The organism is Allomuricauda sp. ANG21 (assembly GCF_040705235.1).
GTDB classification, from domain to species: domain Bacteria; phylum Bacteroidota; class Bacteroidia; order Flavobacteriales; family Flavobacteriaceae; genus Flagellimonas; species Flagellimonas marina.
Genome location: NZ_JBFCVT010000020.1, coordinates 23713 through 40330, shown reverse-complemented (window position 1 = coordinate 40330; position 16618 = coordinate 23713). Strand labels below are relative to the sequence as shown.

The 16618-nt window shown below is 40.8% G+C and carries 17 protein-coding genes; 5 read left to right on the top strand and 12 right to left on the bottom strand.

Annotated features, from left to right (window positions below; all coding sequences use genetic code 11):
- Window positions 1–848: 848 nt before the first annotated feature.
- The 8 genes from AB1A65_RS17440 to AB1A65_RS17405 form a co-directional block, all read right to left on the bottom strand.
- On the bottom strand, window positions 849–1862 hold the full coding sequence (locus AB1A65_RS17440) for a serine/threonine-protein kinase (RefSeq protein ID WP_366591199.1): 1014 nt from the start codon (window positions 1860–1862) through the stop codon (window positions 849–851).
- On the bottom strand, window positions 1862–2314 hold the full coding sequence (locus AB1A65_RS17435; RefSeq protein WP_366591198.1) for a hypothetical protein: 453 nt from the start codon (window positions 2312–2314) through the stop codon (window positions 1862–1864). The genes AB1A65_RS17440 and AB1A65_RS17435 overlap by 1 nt, the downstream gene beginning before the upstream one ends.
- Window positions 2315–2697: 383 nt before the next feature.
- On the bottom strand, window positions 2698–3792 hold the full coding sequence (locus AB1A65_RS17430) for a DUF748 domain-containing protein (protein WP_366591197.1): 1095 nt from the start codon (window positions 3790–3792) through the stop codon (window positions 2698–2700).
- 6 nt (window positions 3793–3798) lie between these two features.
- The gene (locus AB1A65_RS17425; RefSeq protein WP_366591196.1) at window positions 3799–5364 is read right to left on the bottom strand and encodes a DUF748 domain-containing protein; all 1566 of its coding nucleotides are present in this window, start codon (window positions 5362–5364) and stop codon (window positions 3799–3801) included.
- Window positions 5365–5371: 7 nt separating this feature from the next.
- Entirely contained in the window at window positions 5372–5788 is a 417-nt protein-coding gene (locus AB1A65_RS17420) for a hypothetical protein (RefSeq protein WP_366591195.1), read from the bottom strand.
- A 187-nt stretch (window positions 5789–5975) separates the two neighbouring features.
- Window positions 5976–7394, bottom strand: coding sequence for an HmuY family protein (locus tag AB1A65_RS17415; protein WP_366591194.1), 1419 nt, complete (start codon window positions 7392–7394; stop codon window positions 5976–5978).
- A 16-nt stretch (window positions 7395–7410) separates the two neighbouring features.
- Window positions 7411–8853 (bottom strand): outer membrane beta-barrel protein, encoded by a 1443-nt coding sequence (locus tag AB1A65_RS17410; protein WP_366591193.1) that lies wholly within the window; start codon window positions 8851–8853, stop codon window positions 7411–7413.
- Window positions 8850–9554, bottom strand: coding sequence for a Plug domain-containing protein (locus tag AB1A65_RS17405; RefSeq protein WP_366591192.1), 705 nt, complete (start codon window positions 9552–9554; stop codon window positions 8850–8852). Before AB1A65_RS17405 ends, AB1A65_RS17410 begins: the two co-directional genes overlap by 4 nt.
- 103 nt (window positions 9555–9657) lie before the next feature.
- On the opposite strand from AB1A65_RS17405, the gene AB1A65_RS17400 reads away from it, so the two are divergent.
- From AB1A65_RS17400 to AB1A65_RS17390, 3 genes are all read left to right on the top strand, one after another.
- Entirely contained in the window at window positions 9658–10584 is a 927-nt protein-coding gene (locus AB1A65_RS17400; RefSeq protein ID WP_366591191.1) for a DUF6607 family protein, read from the top strand.
- The gene (locus AB1A65_RS17395; RefSeq protein WP_366591190.1) at window positions 10568–11122 is read left to right on the top strand and encodes an FMN-binding protein; all 555 of its coding nucleotides are present in this window, start codon (window positions 10568–10570) and stop codon (window positions 11120–11122) included. Before AB1A65_RS17400 ends, AB1A65_RS17395 begins: the two co-directional genes overlap by 17 nt.
- Before the next feature lie 90 nt (window positions 11123–11212).
- Entirely contained in the window at window positions 11213–12070 is an 858-nt protein-coding gene (locus AB1A65_RS17390) for an AraC family transcriptional regulator (RefSeq protein ID WP_366591189.1), read from the top strand.
- A gap of 4 nt (window positions 12071–12074) precedes the next feature.
- Here AB1A65_RS17390 and AB1A65_RS17385 read toward each other — a convergent pair whose 3' ends face one another.
- A complete protein-coding gene (locus AB1A65_RS17385) occupies window positions 12075–13130 on the bottom strand; it encodes an adenylate/guanylate cyclase domain-containing protein (protein WP_366591188.1) in 1056 nt (351 codons plus the stop codon).
- A gap of 102 nt (window positions 13131–13232) precedes the next feature.
- Between AB1A65_RS17385 and AB1A65_RS17380 the strand changes: the two genes are divergently transcribed.
- Together AB1A65_RS17380 and AB1A65_RS17375 are read left to right on the top strand one after the other, a co-directional pair.
- Window positions 13233–13631 (top strand): DUF5367 family protein, encoded by a 399-nt coding sequence (locus AB1A65_RS17380; RefSeq protein ID WP_366591187.1) that lies wholly within the window; start codon window positions 13233–13235, stop codon window positions 13629–13631.
- A 29-nt stretch (window positions 13632–13660) separates the two neighbouring features.
- Window positions 13661–14497, top strand: coding sequence for an NAD(P)H-binding protein (locus AB1A65_RS17375; protein ID WP_366591186.1), 837 nt, complete (start codon window positions 13661–13663; stop codon window positions 14495–14497).
- Window positions 14498–14547: 50 nt separating this feature from the next.
- On the opposite strand, the gene AB1A65_RS17370 is transcribed toward AB1A65_RS17375, so the two are convergent.
- From AB1A65_RS17370 to AB1A65_RS17360, 3 genes are all read right to left on the bottom strand, one after another.
- The gene (locus AB1A65_RS17370; RefSeq protein WP_366591185.1) at window positions 14548–15270 is read right to left on the bottom strand and encodes a DUF3307 domain-containing protein; all 723 of its coding nucleotides are present in this window, start codon (window positions 15268–15270) and stop codon (window positions 14548–14550) included.
- Complete coding sequence (locus AB1A65_RS17365) at window positions 15267–15866, bottom strand: transcriptional regulator (protein WP_366591184.1); 600 nt, start codon at window positions 15864–15866, stop codon at window positions 15267–15269. Before AB1A65_RS17365 ends, AB1A65_RS17370 begins: the two co-directional genes overlap by 4 nt.
- 241 nt (window positions 15867–16107) lie before the next feature.
- The gene (locus tag AB1A65_RS17360; RefSeq protein WP_366591183.1) at window positions 16108–16554 is read right to left on the bottom strand and encodes a hypothetical protein; all 447 of its coding nucleotides are present in this window, start codon (window positions 16552–16554) and stop codon (window positions 16108–16110) included.
- Between the last annotated feature and the right edge of the window lie 64 nt (window positions 16555–16618).

Sequence of the window (16618 nt, the reverse complement as noted above, 5' to 3'; positions counted from 1 at the left end):
CGTAGTTACTATTGAGAAATCTCATTGTTGAGGTTAGATTTCTCACACTCCCTTAGCTCCCTCGCAAGCTCGGGACAAGGGTTCGAAATGACTTGTCCGTGTCATTTCGATATGAGGAATGCAGTGACGATTGAGAAATCNNTTCTCACATTCCTTTCAGTCAGTTCGAAATGACATTTGTGATATGATTTTGTAGATACCAACAATTCCCGAACATCCACGTCCAGCTTAATATATACGTCTGATAAATCTCTTATCGTCCTCATTATTCCACTGTACTTTGTATGTGTTCCCATTTACTTGGTCAAGTAGTATAAAATTGTACATATTCGGGGTAGGATAAAGGTTAAATCTGCCATTTATTTCTTCTTCAGGAAACACGAGTGAATATGAGTTTATGCTTATTGTACCTTCGAAATTATCTTTCGAGATTGAGTAATGTACTTGCCATATTTTCCCATTTCGGGTGTTCAATTTAAGCAAAGCCCAAGTGTTTTCCGTAGGAAATAATTTATAGATAGGAACTTCCAACTGTTTGATTACAGCCTTTTTTTCCACCTCATTTTCGACTTCTTGAATTGTACCAATACTGTCTTGTTCTATTTGTCCGAATGAATGAATAGAGGTTAATATCAGAAAAGAAATCAGTATAACATTCTTCGTATTCATGTTTTTAATTTTATGCTCTATTCGACTTGTCATCTTTGCATACAACGGTTAGTGTATGAAAAGTAGGCGATTTATAAGCCTCAAACTTTCGGCTAAGCAATAAGTTTAATACAAGCCAAAAGCCTTGAATTTATTACTGTTTCGCCTAATTTTTTATATACATTGTTAGCAACTGGGCTTTATTTTAATGTTGTTTTTCTAATCACTTCAAAAAATTCTATTTCAACTTTGTCATCAGGAACATTTTTTGAACAATGTTCAGTTTTCCTAATTCCATTCTTTTTGAAATCAATAGTCCAGCCATTTCTTTTTTTGGTTTTAGTCATTTCGTAGTTATCTCCGTTGTTATGACCTGTCCAATTATCATCATCAACTTGCACCCAATCAATATCAAAACTTAATCGGTCAATTGCTTGTCGAAAATCATTACAATTTTGATAACGAGTACCTTTGTTTTTGTGAATCGCTTTTTTTAAAATTTTAATAATTTTTTCGGGAATATGTTGCAGAAATATTCTTGGCGGAAATTTATCTTTTTTAACCGCTTTTTTCCATTCCTCAATAGTTGCAAACGTAAAATCTAATTTGTTCGTATTGTTTAATAAGCGGTAAAAAGTTAAGCCAGTAGCATAAATATCAGATATTTTATCCATTGGATTGCCTTCAATCACTTCCAGAGGTTGGTGTGGGCGATAGCCTAAAAGATTACTTGGTTCTGCGTGATAATTGATAGCTAATCCAAAATCAGATAATTTTACTTCATCATTGTCTCCAAACATTATGTTTGCAGGCTTAATATCACGGTGCAAAACATTATTGTTGTGTGCGTGTTCAAGTCCTAAAAGAGCTTGTTGAATAACACGACAGGAATCTTTTACCGTTATAAATCGTTTTTCTATATGTCTTTGAATTGAGCCTTTGGATAGGTACTCCATAACTATTATTACTACCTGTTCTCCACGGAAAATTGTAGCTCTAACATCTTTAACATCAACAATGTGTTTGTGTCTGCAAAAATCTAAAGTTTGACCTTCTTTAACTGCATTAATAAACTTAACTGGGTCAGTAACTTTAATAACTTTAACTGCTATTTCTTTCTGAAGAAATGGGTCGTAACACAAAAATACGTGTCCAAAAAAACCATTTCCAATGTGGTCAATGATTTGAAATTTATCTAATTTCTCTTTCGCCATTACATTAAATTAAACCATGCAACCAATACTGCATCTTTTGTTGCCTTATCCCAATATGGTTTATGTATTCCAATAATTGGGTCAATGTGTTTATAAACATCTGTTTTCTTTGGCTGTCCAAATTTGGTTGCATTAATTCCCTGTGGTGAATATGAATTAATAAAAATTCCTTTTTTCTTTGCAATTAAATTTAAAATACCCTGTGGATAGCAAGAGTTTTTAATTTGACTTAAAGAAGATAAAGCAGACGAAACCTTATGTGAAATTTTATCCGGACTATGTTTGTCAATTATTAATGTGATTTGAGTTTCAAACCACTCCATTAATTCGTCCGTTTCCATATTAGGAAGAACAATTTTATTCTTGTCAATTATTGTTGGTGGGTTGGAACTGTCTTCAAGAACTGCAAACCTGAAGTCATTCTTTGCAAAATTAAATCCTAATACTTTCATTTTTTCAGTTACTTTTTTGTTTTCGCCTTGTTGCTAAATTGGTTATATAAGCATAAAACATATCCATATACACCCAAATCGGGTATAACCGATACAATCAGTCCTCTTTATTTAAATAAAGGATGGTCCACTAAGACTTGAGGGAGGGGGAGTTTTGAGCTGTTAAAGTACCGAATTTCAGTCAATTAGAATTGCGGAAAAACCTTAAAAAAACTAGGGGAAATCTACAATTTGCAATGAACAATGAGCAATGAACAGTAGGCAGTGGTCAGATATCAGAAGTCAGTAGGCAGTATTCAGTGGTTCAGAGGTCTGATGTCTTAGTTCTGACATCTGATATCTGAAGTCTAATATCTGAAGTCTGACATCTTACGTCTAAAGCTTTAACTTTTTTTGTTAGCCGTTTTCTGTACGTCCTTGAAGTCAATGTCGTCATCCACCATATTTTTAAACGCTTCTATCCATCCATTTTTAAAGATATTGAGCACGGTGGGCCAGGTCTTGGTCTTTACATCGTTAAGGTCGCCTTCAATGGGTACTTTGGTGGCGAGGGTGTTTTCCTTGTGGTTCTTCAGCACAAACTTAAAGAAGCCCACAAAGCCCTCCCACAATGTTTCCAAAAAGGCGTCTTCCTTGCCAATCAATTTGGCATTTTTAATAATGGGTTTTAGGGAACCTTGCAGATAGCCATCCGCAATGGCCATTTCACCATAGAAATTAAATTCCCCCTCGTCAAAATCAATGCCCGCGTAGTGGTCCGTAAAATCATTGAGGGCGGTAGCGTTGGCGTTTTCCAGGGAGAGGGCCAAATCCATATCGGGGATTTGCTTTACCAAGTCCATTTGGCCTTCCAAATGCAGGTTTCCTTCACCAATGGAGACGGCATCGGCCACGAGGTCGGAGGGGAGTCGCTCGCCAGTACGTTCCACATTGCGCAGGTTGGTGGCGTAGAGTTCTATTTGGTTGAGGTGGAGGTCAATATTGGGGTCGGCGGTGAGCTGCACAAAAGCCACCTTGCCGTCATGAATTTCCAGTTTATTGATGTCAATGGGTACCAAATCCGTCAACGCCTTGGTCCAATCGTCAATATCGGCATCCTCCTCAGATTTTTTTTGTTGGTCCTCGAACACATAAATGAGCGAGGGGTGGGTCATGTTTATTTCGCTCACAATCTTGCCCTTGAAAAGCGACTTCCACTCAATGGAAATGTTCGTCCGTTCAAAATTGAGAAAGGGAATCTCCGTATCGGCATTCACCTTGTTCAAATACAGTTGGTCTATGGTATAGGCCCCAGTAATCAGGGAAAGGTCAATATCCTCCACCTGACCGTAGTACCCGGGAATATCGGCCAGGACCTTGTTCACATAATTCTTTACAATATAGGGCAGCACCAACCGAAACGCCACCAACAATATGATGATGATGGCCGGAACCAGAAAGCGTTTTCTCTTGTACATGCGTTTGCGTTGTGCGGCCATACTCAGTTATTTTTTCTTTTTACCACTTCCGGTCACCGTATGCAACAGTCCGGCTTTTAGGTTGATCCACAAATAATTGAAGAAGGATTTGTCCGTGTTGCGTTCCACCTCAAAATATCCATAGCGATAGCCTTCAGGGTCGGTGTCCGAGTTTTTTCGGGCGAAGATGTTCACCACGGCGGTGAGCAGTTTGTTCACGCCCAAGCGATCCTTTTTCAGCACCACAAATTCAAATTGGTCGTAGTTCATTTTCATATCCCCGCTGGCTTTTACCTCATTCCCGCTGATGGTAAAGTACATTTGGTTCACGGTTCCGGTTACCTCGGCCCGGAGATTGGTTTTTAGGAAGGGATTGATGGATTCGGTCTCAAAATCGGAAAGGGTTCCCGATGCCAAAAAGTTGTTGGCCTTGCTCTGGGGGTCAAAGGACCAATCCAATGTAAGATAACCGTCACCCATGAGTTGCGCTTCGGTGTTCACGCGAACTTTACCTTCATTTTTGCTGTGTAGATTGTTGATGTGGGCCGAAAGTTCCGTGAAACGAAGACTGTGCGGGTCTACATCGTACTCCAAACGTTCCTCGTAGGTGAGCGTGCCGTTTTGAATGGCAATAGTGTCCACCTGAAGATTTAGGGGCAAATCCCGGAGGGCTTGATTGTACAATTTTTTATGCGAGGTGTCGTCAGGGAGGAGTTTATCCCGGTATACTTGAAAATAAGGTTCTTGTAAGGTGATTTCTTGGATGTGAAGCTGAAGTTCTTCAGCCGTATACCCAAATTGAAACTGATTCAGGGTAATGGTGTGGATGGCAAGGTCAAAATGATCACGCTCTTTCAGCAGTTTTTTGGACAATTCGTCCCGACTGTATTTGGACCGAAGTACAAGATTGGTGATGTGACTTTCTTCGGGAGTGAATTGCAATGCATCAAGCTGCAAAAATTCGTAGGGACCCATATCATAATACAGCTTTTGGGTGCTCAGTTCATACGAATTGTAGGTAAACGGAATTTTGTTTTGGGCGGTTTCTGGACTGAACTGAATTTCGCTTACGGAGAAATTAAGGTCTTGGATGGACAACTGCGTGCTGTCTGTTTGGTTTGCCAGCACCTCCAACTGCCCCTTTTTGATGCTGAAGTTTTCAATGGAAATTATAGTTGAGTCATTCTTTTTGGAAGAGTTTGATGGGGTTTTGGTGGAATCCTTTTTTTTATTCTGAAGGACCATTATGGGCTCTTCCAAACTCAAATCAGAAATAGAAATATCCCCTTTGGTGAGTAGGGCCCAAAAGCCTAAACCAGAAACTTTAACTTGCTTGGCCTGAACATTGAACAGCTGTTCTTTATGGTCAAAACTGATGCTATCTAAGGTGATACTGCCCAATAACACGTTGGTAACCAACGAGCTATATTCCAGATGTATGTGTGCGGGTACATCTTTGGCGAGGACAGACTTTACCTTGTTGGTGAACAGCAATTGGGCAGCGACCCCAAGTACTACCATGATAAAAATGGCCCAGAGGGCCATTTTCCTTTTTTTAATAGATTTCTGTTCAGCCATTATTGGTTTACGCATGTGTTGACTATTGTTCTTCCCCGTCCAGCATTTGGGCAATATCTGATGGTGTTTCAATACGTATGGCCTTGTCCCCGTTTACCACAATGGGATTTTGGAATACGTGTGGATTTTTCTCCAAAATATGGAGCCAATCGTTCTCATCGGGAATATCTGGGTTCTCCCCATATTTTGATACAAAATCGGGGTGCTCCGTATTGATGACATCTTTAATGGGAATGTTCAACAAATCGGCCAACTCGGACCATTGTGTAGCGGTAACTTTGGTCTTGGCCACATCAATCTCCAGCACTTTTTTATTGGATGCTTTTACATAACCCAAAGCTTGCTTGCCTATAGCGGAAGCGGAGTTATAATAGAATTTTAATTCCCGTTTATTTGTTGCGATTACGCCCATGTCATCCATCAAGTTACTATTTTCCATAAAGATATCGTAGGGCAGGAGTTTGGGTTAACGCTATCCATTTATTTGCTGCCTTAAAAGGATTTAGTGGTATGAAACTAAAAAACCGGGACATTTGCCCCGGTTTTCACACAAACTAACTCAAAATTAACCACAAGGGTCGATAACAAAAGGTGCTATGGGTAACAATGAGTTTCCGAATATTTAGTTATAAAAGTGCGAACTCAAAGGCTGGATAGCCTCGAACCCCACTTTCATTGGTCAAAGCCGTAAACCTGATTTTGTATACGTTGCCATCCGTGTCTTTTAGTACAAAAAACACATCATCTTTTAAAGAAGGCAATGTACCTGGGCCTCCTCCGTTTCTCCAATTGCTTCCAATGCCGCGTTGGTCGTTTTGGAACAATCCTTCATCCACATTCGCCAAAGTAAAGTCGGCATAAGCAGTTGAAGAAGTTTCAACCCAATAAGCGGTTGCACCACTTAGTACATTGGTTGTAATAAAGTCTGAATATCCATAGGAGCCAAAGCCCTCTATTTCATTGGTAAATACAGTAAAACTGATATCCCATCGGTCCGCTGCCGGTTGAACATCCACAGTTTCTTCGGTATCAAAACTGAAAAAGGTGAAATGATACCCTGATGTTTTGGAAATAGTCACTTCTTCGTGTTCGGTCGCATCCAAGTCAGCATATTGCAAAACATAGTCATCACCATCGCGCAAGATTCGGATTTTTTTCCAACCCCTTGGGTCACCACTTACAGCTACGGCCCCTGCCTCAGGGTCTTCGGTGCCCACTTCAAATCCAAGGTTTACCAAATACACAGGGTTATCTGCATCAGTCTCAGAAATAGCTGCAATGGCGGTGCCTTCCAAATTGCCAGTTACATCATCCACATAGGCCATGTTTGCAGCATCGAAGGTGCCGACGGCCACTTGAGGTTGTAACGTTTCCACATCAGCAGGGGTAACAGCATCAATATCTGTACTCTCCAATGCGGCCACTGCCATAAAAATGGAACCATTGATTTTTACCCTGAAGGCATCACCGCTATAGAACGCAAGGTCCCAGCTATCCCGAATGGCTGTGGTTTCGGTAAGGGAGCTCAAATCCACGTACACTTGGTTATCTTGATTTGGACCACCCACTTCTGGTGAGGTGGTACCTGATGGTGCGGCTGTTTCGGTAAAGCTAACGGCCAACTGGGTGTTCCCTTGAATAGTGGCATCCGCAACACTTACCGCAGATATTGTAAAACTAACGGACTTGGCAATACCTTCAATAGCGTCTTGGAGTTTATTGAAAGTAAACGATGTTCCTGTGGAACCCCCCGTAAAATTTATGGTCAATTCACCTGAAATACCAGCAGGTTCCGTGGTGAAATCGGTATCATATACTGCATTTTCAGTGGTGTATGTGATTGTAACAGAACCATCTTCGGGCGCTGTGGTAGAGAATACCAGATTGACCTCTTTTTCGGTATCAACCGTATCGAAACTCAATGACGGATTTTGAAAAGCAACCACAAATTCCTGTGGGGTATTGCCACCGCCGTCATCGTCACTGCAACTGGTGCCCATCAACAAAAAGGCCAGCGATAGTACATATAGAACATAATTTTTCATGAAATTGGTTTTAGGATTAAATATTTAGGTTATATAAAAGCTTTACAAAAAAAGACCTGCCATAGCCCAGCAGCAGTCCATTGTTGGGTGACGAGTGCACGCCGCCACTGGATACGGTCGAGGTGTTGATTCTAGTGATATCCAATAGGTTTCTGGCCCCTAAAGTGAGGTGCAGTTTGTTGTCCATAAATGTTTTTCGGATAGAACCGTCCATCCAGCCGTAGCCGTCCCTTTTAGACCGAATAAAACTGGGGTCATCTTGATTTGTATCCAAGATGAACTGATACTCGGGACCATTGTACTTGAAGAAAAAGGACACCATGGTGTTTATCTTTGGAATTTGATACCCGATATTCGAACTGACCTGAAGGGCATAGAGATAATCATCGTTGAAGGATTCCTCGCTGTTAAGTACTTTGCTCTCCCCGGAGAAGGATAGACCCAAATCAAATTGAAGGTTGCCATGGACCAATTTGTTGGTAAAGGAAGCGCCCCAGTTACGGTATACATCGATGTTGTTGTACTGGAAGGCCAATGGGCTTGGATTGACGATGGTGAGCTCAATACGGTCATCCACATTGAGGTACCACGCAGAGATTTTGGAGCTCAATCGCCAAGACATGTCTTCTGGGAAAAAGTTCTTTTTAAGGTGAAGAAAGGATGATATGCCTCGCTCTGGACTTAAATTGGTGTTCCCGCGAACATCATGGTTAACGTCTACAAAATAGGTGAACAGTTCGTCAAAATTGGGATTTCGTGGCGATGTTCCCAACACGGCCCGGAGCTGATACCCATTGTCAAAAGCATACTTGGCACTCAGGGAGTGGGCCATCTGTGTTTTAAATTGTGAGGAGAACATGGCCCGTGTGCCCGGTCTAAATGAGAATCGTTGGCCCAGTTCAATTTCTGCTGTTGCAAACGCATCATATGCTTCCAATCTGCGGTCTATGCTGTTACCGCTGAACGTACCCGCCAAAGGGGAGGAATACCCTTTGATGTTACTCAGTTCGTAGCCTAATTGTAGGCCTACTTTCTCCGATTGAAAAAAATCGTTGAAAGTTCCCCTCGAATAAATGCCCTTTCTGGACTCGTATTCTTGGGAATCCACATCAAATTTTTCTCTAGTATTTATGCGGAAGTTATACTGCTCCACATCTCTTTTCTGTTGTTGATAAGACGCCGAAATGTCATAGGTAATGGCTTGCAAAAACTTTCCGGTGATATTAAAGTGGTTAAAGATTCTTTGAGAAGTGAATTCGGCATCGGTGGCAGTGGGATTGCTGGTTTGGGTGGAAGGATTGTAGTTTTCCCGGACCACGGAGTCGTACCGCTGTACACGTTCATTGAAATACTCCATGCGGTAAAACGACCTAAAGTTTTTTCCGGAATAATTCACCAGCCCTTTACCCGAGTATTGTGTCTTTGGAAGCCATTCGTACCCTCTGAGGCCATCGTTCAAGGGATGAAATTCGCCTTCACGATGGTTGTAATGGCCCGTAAAATTGTTGTGGGTAACATTTCCGTTGACATACCATTTATCAGAAAATCGATGCCCAACCGAAAGAGATTGAATATGCCTTCCCTGGTCAAAAAAACCAAATTCATTGCCAATGGTCTCTTCCTGTAGATACGGGGTGATTTCCCATTGGTATTCTGAATCTTTTCGGGTAATGATATTGATGATACCAGAAACCGCATTAGAGCCATNNATTGTACACCCATGGAACCTTCCACAATCTCTACTTGCTCAATGTCATCCAAATTTATTTGGGTGAGATCGGCATTGTTTCCAAACCCTTCATCGTTGATCAAGGGAATATTGTCTACCAGAACTTTAAAGTATTGGCCATCCAATCCGAACAGCTCTACACTGCTCTTTCCCGTGGAAGGATTGGGTTGAATACTTATGTTGAGGGATTGGTTAAGGACATCTGCCAAGGTATTGCCGGCCAAGCGGTCCATGGTTTCTCGTGGAATCACTTTTACCTCAAAAACCGATTTGTCCACACTCTGTTTGTTGATTTGGCCCGTGAGCACCACTTCTTCCAATTGCTGCATGGCCATTGAGTCTTGTTCCACCGTTTCAGATTCTTGTGCAAGTGCTAAAGCGCAGAAAAAAAATGAAAAATAAATGAGAAACTTATTTTTATTTAGACTCATTCTAGTTAGATTTGTCGCAAATATATAAGTTATTTTAATTCAGTCTAAATAATATTAATATTTTTGTTGAAACAATTTTTGAGCAGTCTAACTAAATAACACTATGAAGAAATCAATCATTTTTACCGCACTTGCCCTTGCAGTGACATTGGCAATGCAAGCCCAAGAAAAAAAGGAATTGGACCGTAATGCCATAAAGGATATGTGCGGTTGTTTTGAAATCACATTCAAGTACACAGAGACTTTTGCCCCTGAAATCGACTATGAAAAAAAACTCGATTACACGGCCAAGGCTTTGGAGTTGGCCATTCCCATTGTAGATGAAGAGAACAAAATTTCACTACAGCATTTGTTGGTTGTTCATGATACCGTGGTGATCAAACACTGGAGGCAGGATTGGTTGTACGAAAACCAAAATGTTTTTTATTACGACAAGGACAATAATTGGACTTTTCACAAGCTCCCTGCCGATGCAGTAAAAGGGCAGTGGACCCAAAAGGTATATCAAGTGGATGATAGTCCTAGATATTCCGGATCGGCTACTTGGGTGCATTTTGATGGTAAACATTTCTGGGAAAATGATACGGATTCCCCACTTCCTAGACGGGAATATTCCAAACGTAGCGATTACAATGTCATGAAAAGGGGCAATCGTCAAGAAATTACTTCATACGGTTGGGTACATGAGCAGGATAACGATAAAATCATTCGTAAAGAAGGGGAGCCAGATGTATTGTTGGCCCAAGAAAAAGGGATGAACATTTATACCAAAGTTGCGGATGAAAAATGCAAAATAGCCCAAGACTGGTGGAATCAGCACAAGGACTTCTGGGCTAAGGCACGCGCATCTTGGGACCAAGTTTATGATAGAAGCACAGACTTGACCTTGCTCAAGCAAGTGGATAACACGCCACTTTTTATGCACTTCTACAATTTGGAAGAAGTCAACGCGGGTCAAGACAAAATATCACAATTGATACAAACATTTATTGTAGATAAAAAAGCATCTAAAAATGCAGAGGGGAAGTAAGTTTAAGGTTTTCAGTTTGGCCGTAATTTTTACGGCCCTTTCCCTCTTTGGTTTTGGCACCCAGAAGATTCCAGCTAAACTTCAGGAAAAAATAGACAATGCTGTACAGAGTACTTTTGGGGTACAGGAGTTTACTTTGGAACAGCTTGCAGTACATGCTGATTTGAACAAAAAAACACCTGTGGAAATGGGAGGTGAAAATCTTTTTAATATTCTGCTAGGGGGTAATTCTTTGGGTTATTTGTACTTGGGAGAAGCGCCAAGTATGAAAAATGTTTTCGATTATGTGGTGCTCTTTAATCCAGATTTGAGCATTAAAAAATCCAAAATCTTAATTTACCGTGAAGATTACGGACGTCAAGTGGGCAGTCAGCGATGGCTAAAACAGTTTATCGGTAAAAAAGCAGGGGAAAGTCTAATCTACGGTGAGGATATCGATGCCATTTCTGGGGCCACTATTTCTGCCAAATCCATGACCTTGGCCGTAAATAATGTTTTGCAGAGTATGCAAGTTTTACAAGAGAACAATTTTTTTTAGTGATAGCAATGTTGTCAAATTCAATCGGGCCTCCTTTTAAGGTGGCCTTTTGTTTTTAAGGAATCCAAACTTTCTGGCTAACTTTGAGTTATGACCCGGGACATCATAGACATCAACGATTTTACCATTTTAGTAGAAGAAGCCAAGGCCGATGTGCCCACAAAAGACGCGTGTCTGTTTGATGAACCGGTTATCGCTGTGGCTTTCTATGGCTCGGGAAATGTGGATTTATCGGTAAAATATGGAACCACCCAGAAGGATTTTCAATACACCAAAGGATTGGCACTCTCTTTTTATGCGGATGAAAAAGTGGTGTTTGAGCATACGGTGACTTCAGACAAGCCTTTGGAATGTATTGTAATCGCAACTTCGCCCCGTAATTTGGCAAAATTGCCCAATGAAGAGGGTGAATTGTTCTCTGAAATGCTCAATCAATTGGTGAACCCGTCAGACCATTATGTGGAAGGGCCACAATTCTTTATGACTCCTGAGATGCAAAGCATAGTAGGACAGATTTTTCATAACTCATATGAAGGCAAGACCAAAATGATGTTCTTCCGTAGTCAGATGACTGCTTTACTTTCCCATTTTTTTGGCCAGTTGGCCACCATGGACAGAGAGAGCATCAAGGCATCAGAGCGAGAGAAATTGTTTCAGGCCAAGGAAATTCTTTCCAATCAGTTGGACAACCCGCCATCACTGACAGAATTGTCCAGGCAGATAGGCCTCAATAGTTTTAAATTGAAAAAGAATTTTAAGGAGGTCTTTGGGGTTCCAGTATTCAAATACCTTCAAAACGAACGGATGAACAAAGCCCATGAACTACTCCGAAAGCATGATGTTACAGTGCAGGAGGCTGCTTGGCAGGTAGGCTATGATAGCCTCAGTTCTTTTTCCAATGCCTTTGCCAAAAAATTTGGGTTTCGTCCCAGCGAAATACGGCAATAATCGCTCAATTTTGTGAAACGGCAAAAAGAACCACTTTTTCTTCTTTTCCCTTTAGGGAAATACTACCCAATGCAGCAAAGGAATATGTACTTGAATTGAAAAGGTTGACAAGCGTTTCGGATATTAACAATTCGCTACCCAAACTATTGCATTGTTCTTGAATTCGGGCTGCTGTGTTCAAGGTGTCACCGTGATAAGCAATTTCTTTTTTATATTTCCCGACTTCGGTAACAGTGACCATTCCAGTGTGCATTCCTGCTTTGAAAAAAGGGAGTACCCCATACTTTTTTTCATAATATCCCCGCTTTTTCTCCAGAGTTGACTTGAAGTTATAAAACGCTTTGAGGCAACTATCATTTTTCAGGCCGTTTTTCAAAGTCCATGTCAGTACAGCTTCGTCTCCCACATATTGATATATTTCTGCATTGCTGTTGCCAATGGCATTCCCTAGATCGTTAAAGCAATCCTGAATCAGTAAACTATAGTTCAAATGCCCCAACTGTTCCGCAAGCTTCGTGGAGGAATATAAATCCAAAAACATGAAAATGCGCTCCTCTTCATGAGGGGTATAAAATTTTCCTTGTACAAGTTTTCTCAAATTGCCTTCACCGAGCATTAAATTAATATGCCGCAAAAAGGTTAAAAAGACATCTACTGAAATCACATAAAAATAGATAGCGGTGCTGCCCTCATCTATTGCAAAAGCTACTAGGCCAATAGAAGTTCCAATGTAGAACTGGTAAACCGTATACGCTCCAAGAATCAATAGAATCAAAAACAAGATGCCATAAATAAACCGGAAGATGAGAAGAGAAATCAGGGATGGGTGTAGTTGCACCCGTTCTTCGGTGAGGATTTGTCCAATGCCTGAAATCAATCCCATTATAGGCCCCAAGGTTACTGAAATCAATAGGCTGAAAGAGGTTTCAAATTTAAGGCTTCCCATTTCGGTAGTCCCTACTCCTCGAACAATACTCAGAAAAACAAAGGCAAGGGTCCAGCCAATGCAATAAAACCGGAGTATCCGCCATCTGCGTTTGTTGATTAAGGGGAAGGCCATTCCCCAAAGTTATCCTTTTCAAACAAATCTTACTGCTTTTCAAACAAATAGACCTAGTGAGCTTGATGCAATTTTGTCCTGTAATCCTAAAACAAAAACAAAATGAAATTCTTTAGAGCTGTATTCATCGGACTTANNTTGGGCGTGAGCATTTTTCTATTGTCCTATTTCATACCGATTATGGACGATTTGGATTTTCAGGCTAATCTGGTACTCTCACTGGCCGTGATTCCCTTAGTTTGGATGGGTTCGTGGTTCTACTATACAAAGGACGCTACAACGCATGGACTGATGGTAGGAACCTTACTTTTTCTGACCAGCGCCCTGATGGATGCACTTATTACGGTTCCGTATATGATGGCTCCTTATGGCGAAACCTACCATAGTTTTTTCACTGCGCCAAGCTTTTGGTTGATCGCTGTGGAGTTTGTGCTGACTGCGGTGTTGTTCTGGAGTTTCAGGGTAAAGTCAAACAGTCAGAAAACAATCAATTCAAAATAAAATAGTCTAATAACAAAAACAAGAAAATCATGAAAGCAAATTATTTAGTACTCGGTGGAAAAGGAAAAACAGGACGTAAAGTCGTTGAGCGATTGGCTCAATTGAATCAGAATGTCCGGATTGGTTCACGTAGTGAAACTCCATCTTTTGATTGGGAAAATGCGAAAACCTGGGCGGATGCACTCGAAGGTATGGACAGGGTATACATTACCTTTCAACCCGATTTAGCGGTGCCTGGGGCTTTGGAAGCTATTGAAGGATTTGTAAAAGTTGCAAAACAGAAACAAATAAAAAAAGTAGTGCTATTATCAGGAAAAGGAGAACGTGAGGCCGAACTGTGTGAGCAGGTGGTCATCAATTCTGGAATTGACCACACAATTGTGCGAGCAAGTTGGTTTAATCAGAATTTTAGTGAAAGCTTCTTCTTGGACCCGATTTTGGCTGGACAAGTAGCCTTGCCCCAGGCTGAGGCCAAAGTTCCTTATGTAGATACGAATGACATTGCCGATGTAGTGGTAGAAGTATTGATGAACGATAATCACAATGGGAGAATCTATGAGTTGACAGGTCCACGCTTCTTAACCTTTCCAGAAGTAGTGAATGAGATTGCACAAGCTTCTGGACGTGACATCACATTTATGCCCATATCACTTCCAGCATATACCAAGATGATGGAGGACTTCGGTGTGCCTTCAGATTATGTATGGTTGATTAATTACCTATTTTCTGAAGTTTTGGGGAACAAGGCAAATGAGGTCATTACCCATGATATTGAAAAGGTGTTGGGAAGAAAACCCAAGGATTTTTCAGAATATGTAGCGGAAACTGCAGCTACCGGAATTTGGAACCAAGCGGTTGAAGTATAGTTAAAATTGGCATTTTAATTGGAAGCAGGCCCTTTGGGCCTGTTTTTTATTTAGATAAGGGTCATTAAATAACTATAGGCAATTCCGGATAGAATGGCGAATCCGAAACTTAGAAGTGTACCAATAAGCACATACTCGGTGAGTTTACGGTTTTTCCCTTTGTTAAGATCTCCAAACCGGAAAACGGACTTGGCGGCAATCAACAATCCAATGGCTGCCCATTGTTGAATTAAAATAAACCCGAAAACAAAAAGTCGCTCCAGCATACCAATATAAGTGCCGGCATTTTTGAGGGAACCCCCTTCTGTGGATTCATCGTCTTTGGCGATTTCATCAATATAGGGAGCTAATAACATTCGCATTAAAATCCCACACACGTAGGTTACAAATACCAAAAAGGTAATGAGAATCAATGTCTTCTCCCCAAATAATAAACTGAAATCAATTTCAAAAGGGGAAATCCAGTAGACCATGGCGCCAATGACAAGGATATGAAGGACTTGGTCCACTACAAAAAGCCAACGGTAATTTTTTGGGTTGGTGAGACTGAGTTTACCCAAATCAATGAGGAAATGGGAAACAATAATGATGGCCACGGCACCTAAGTGTTGAAATTGGAGGATGAGCAGTAGGGCCAATAAGTGTACCGAAATATGCCAATAGAGGTATTTGGATCTCCATTTGTTTTGGAGTTTATCCTCTACCCAATGCGCGGGTTGGAGTACAAAATCGCCAATAAAATGCGCCAAGATAAGTTTAAGTGCGAGTATCATAGTTGGGAGAGTTGGGATTGGTAGAATTGAATCATCTTTTGGACTTCGTCGAAACCAGCCTTGTTTAATTCCTCGCTGATGTTTCCCTGCGATTTACCAAGAATCGCTGCCAGCTCTTTTTGGTTCATAGCTGGGTTTTCGATGGCACTTTTCACTGTTTTGGAAATGGCGGGCGTCCAATTGTCCATGGTCAGAAGTGCCAGTTCCAATAATAGGTTTATATGTTGATCAAAGGTATTGTTTGGTGATTTTAGTGCAAGATTTTGTTTTTTGAGATTTTCAAAACACTTCCCTGAATTTACGAAGGCCTCACCATTGGATTCGGTTATTTTGTGCCCATTGTAGGTTTTTGTGCCCAATCCTATGGCTATACGCACATCCAATTGGCGTATTTGTTTAAGGCATGCCTTAATGTATATGGATGCTTCCAGGGCTTTTTTCGGAGTGGTCTGCAATTGAAAACTATCCCCTCGATAAATCTCCCACTCCTTTGGCTCAGCACCATATTTATTTAGGGCTTGTTTTAGCATAGGAAGCCATTTGGTGGTTTTGTGCTCCATGGAGTTTTTAATGTCCCCCGTAAGTATGGCAACCATTTGTTAGTATTTCTCGTAAAAATATCTGTTTATTAGCAGATAACCAAAAATATCCGTAAAAAAGCAGATAAATTAAAATATCTGTAAAACAACCGATAATTTTAAATATCTGTAAAAAAGGCGATAATACTATTTATCGTTAAAAAAGCAGGTACTCTAGCATGATGTTTTTTCTCTGTGTGAACAAAAAAAGAAGCCACGCCCATGGCAGGCGCGGCTTCTAAAAAATCAACAAAAAACACTATCCTCTTCTTCCTTTCTCCTGCATTTTCTTTTTGCCGTGATGCGCTTTCGCGAATCGTAGTTTTTTCCAGGTTTGGTATTGTTCATCGTTCAATACTTCCCTCATTTTTTCCTGATGTGCAATTTGATGGTCCAATCGTGCATTCTGCATTTCAAATTGCTCTTCAGTTGTGGGCTTTTTTCGTTCACCATTTTCTCTTAGAACTTTCATCTCATCCCACTTCGCCTTTTTAAATTCAGCCTCTTCCAAATTGATGCTCATGACCTTTTGTTGCTGTACCTTGGTCAAATCTAGGGCCAAGGTCATTTTCTTGGTTTTCAATGTGGCCATTTGTTCAGCGGTCATATCCATTTTAGGATCTTTTCGCATTCCAGGGCCATGTTGTCCTTGTGCAAGGACACCTAGAGATACCAAAAGTGCCATTACTACTGCTAATTGTTTCATATGTCTAAATATTAATGATTTGTTATTTGGACAGGGGCAGTGTCCAAAGGTTTAATCATCCTAT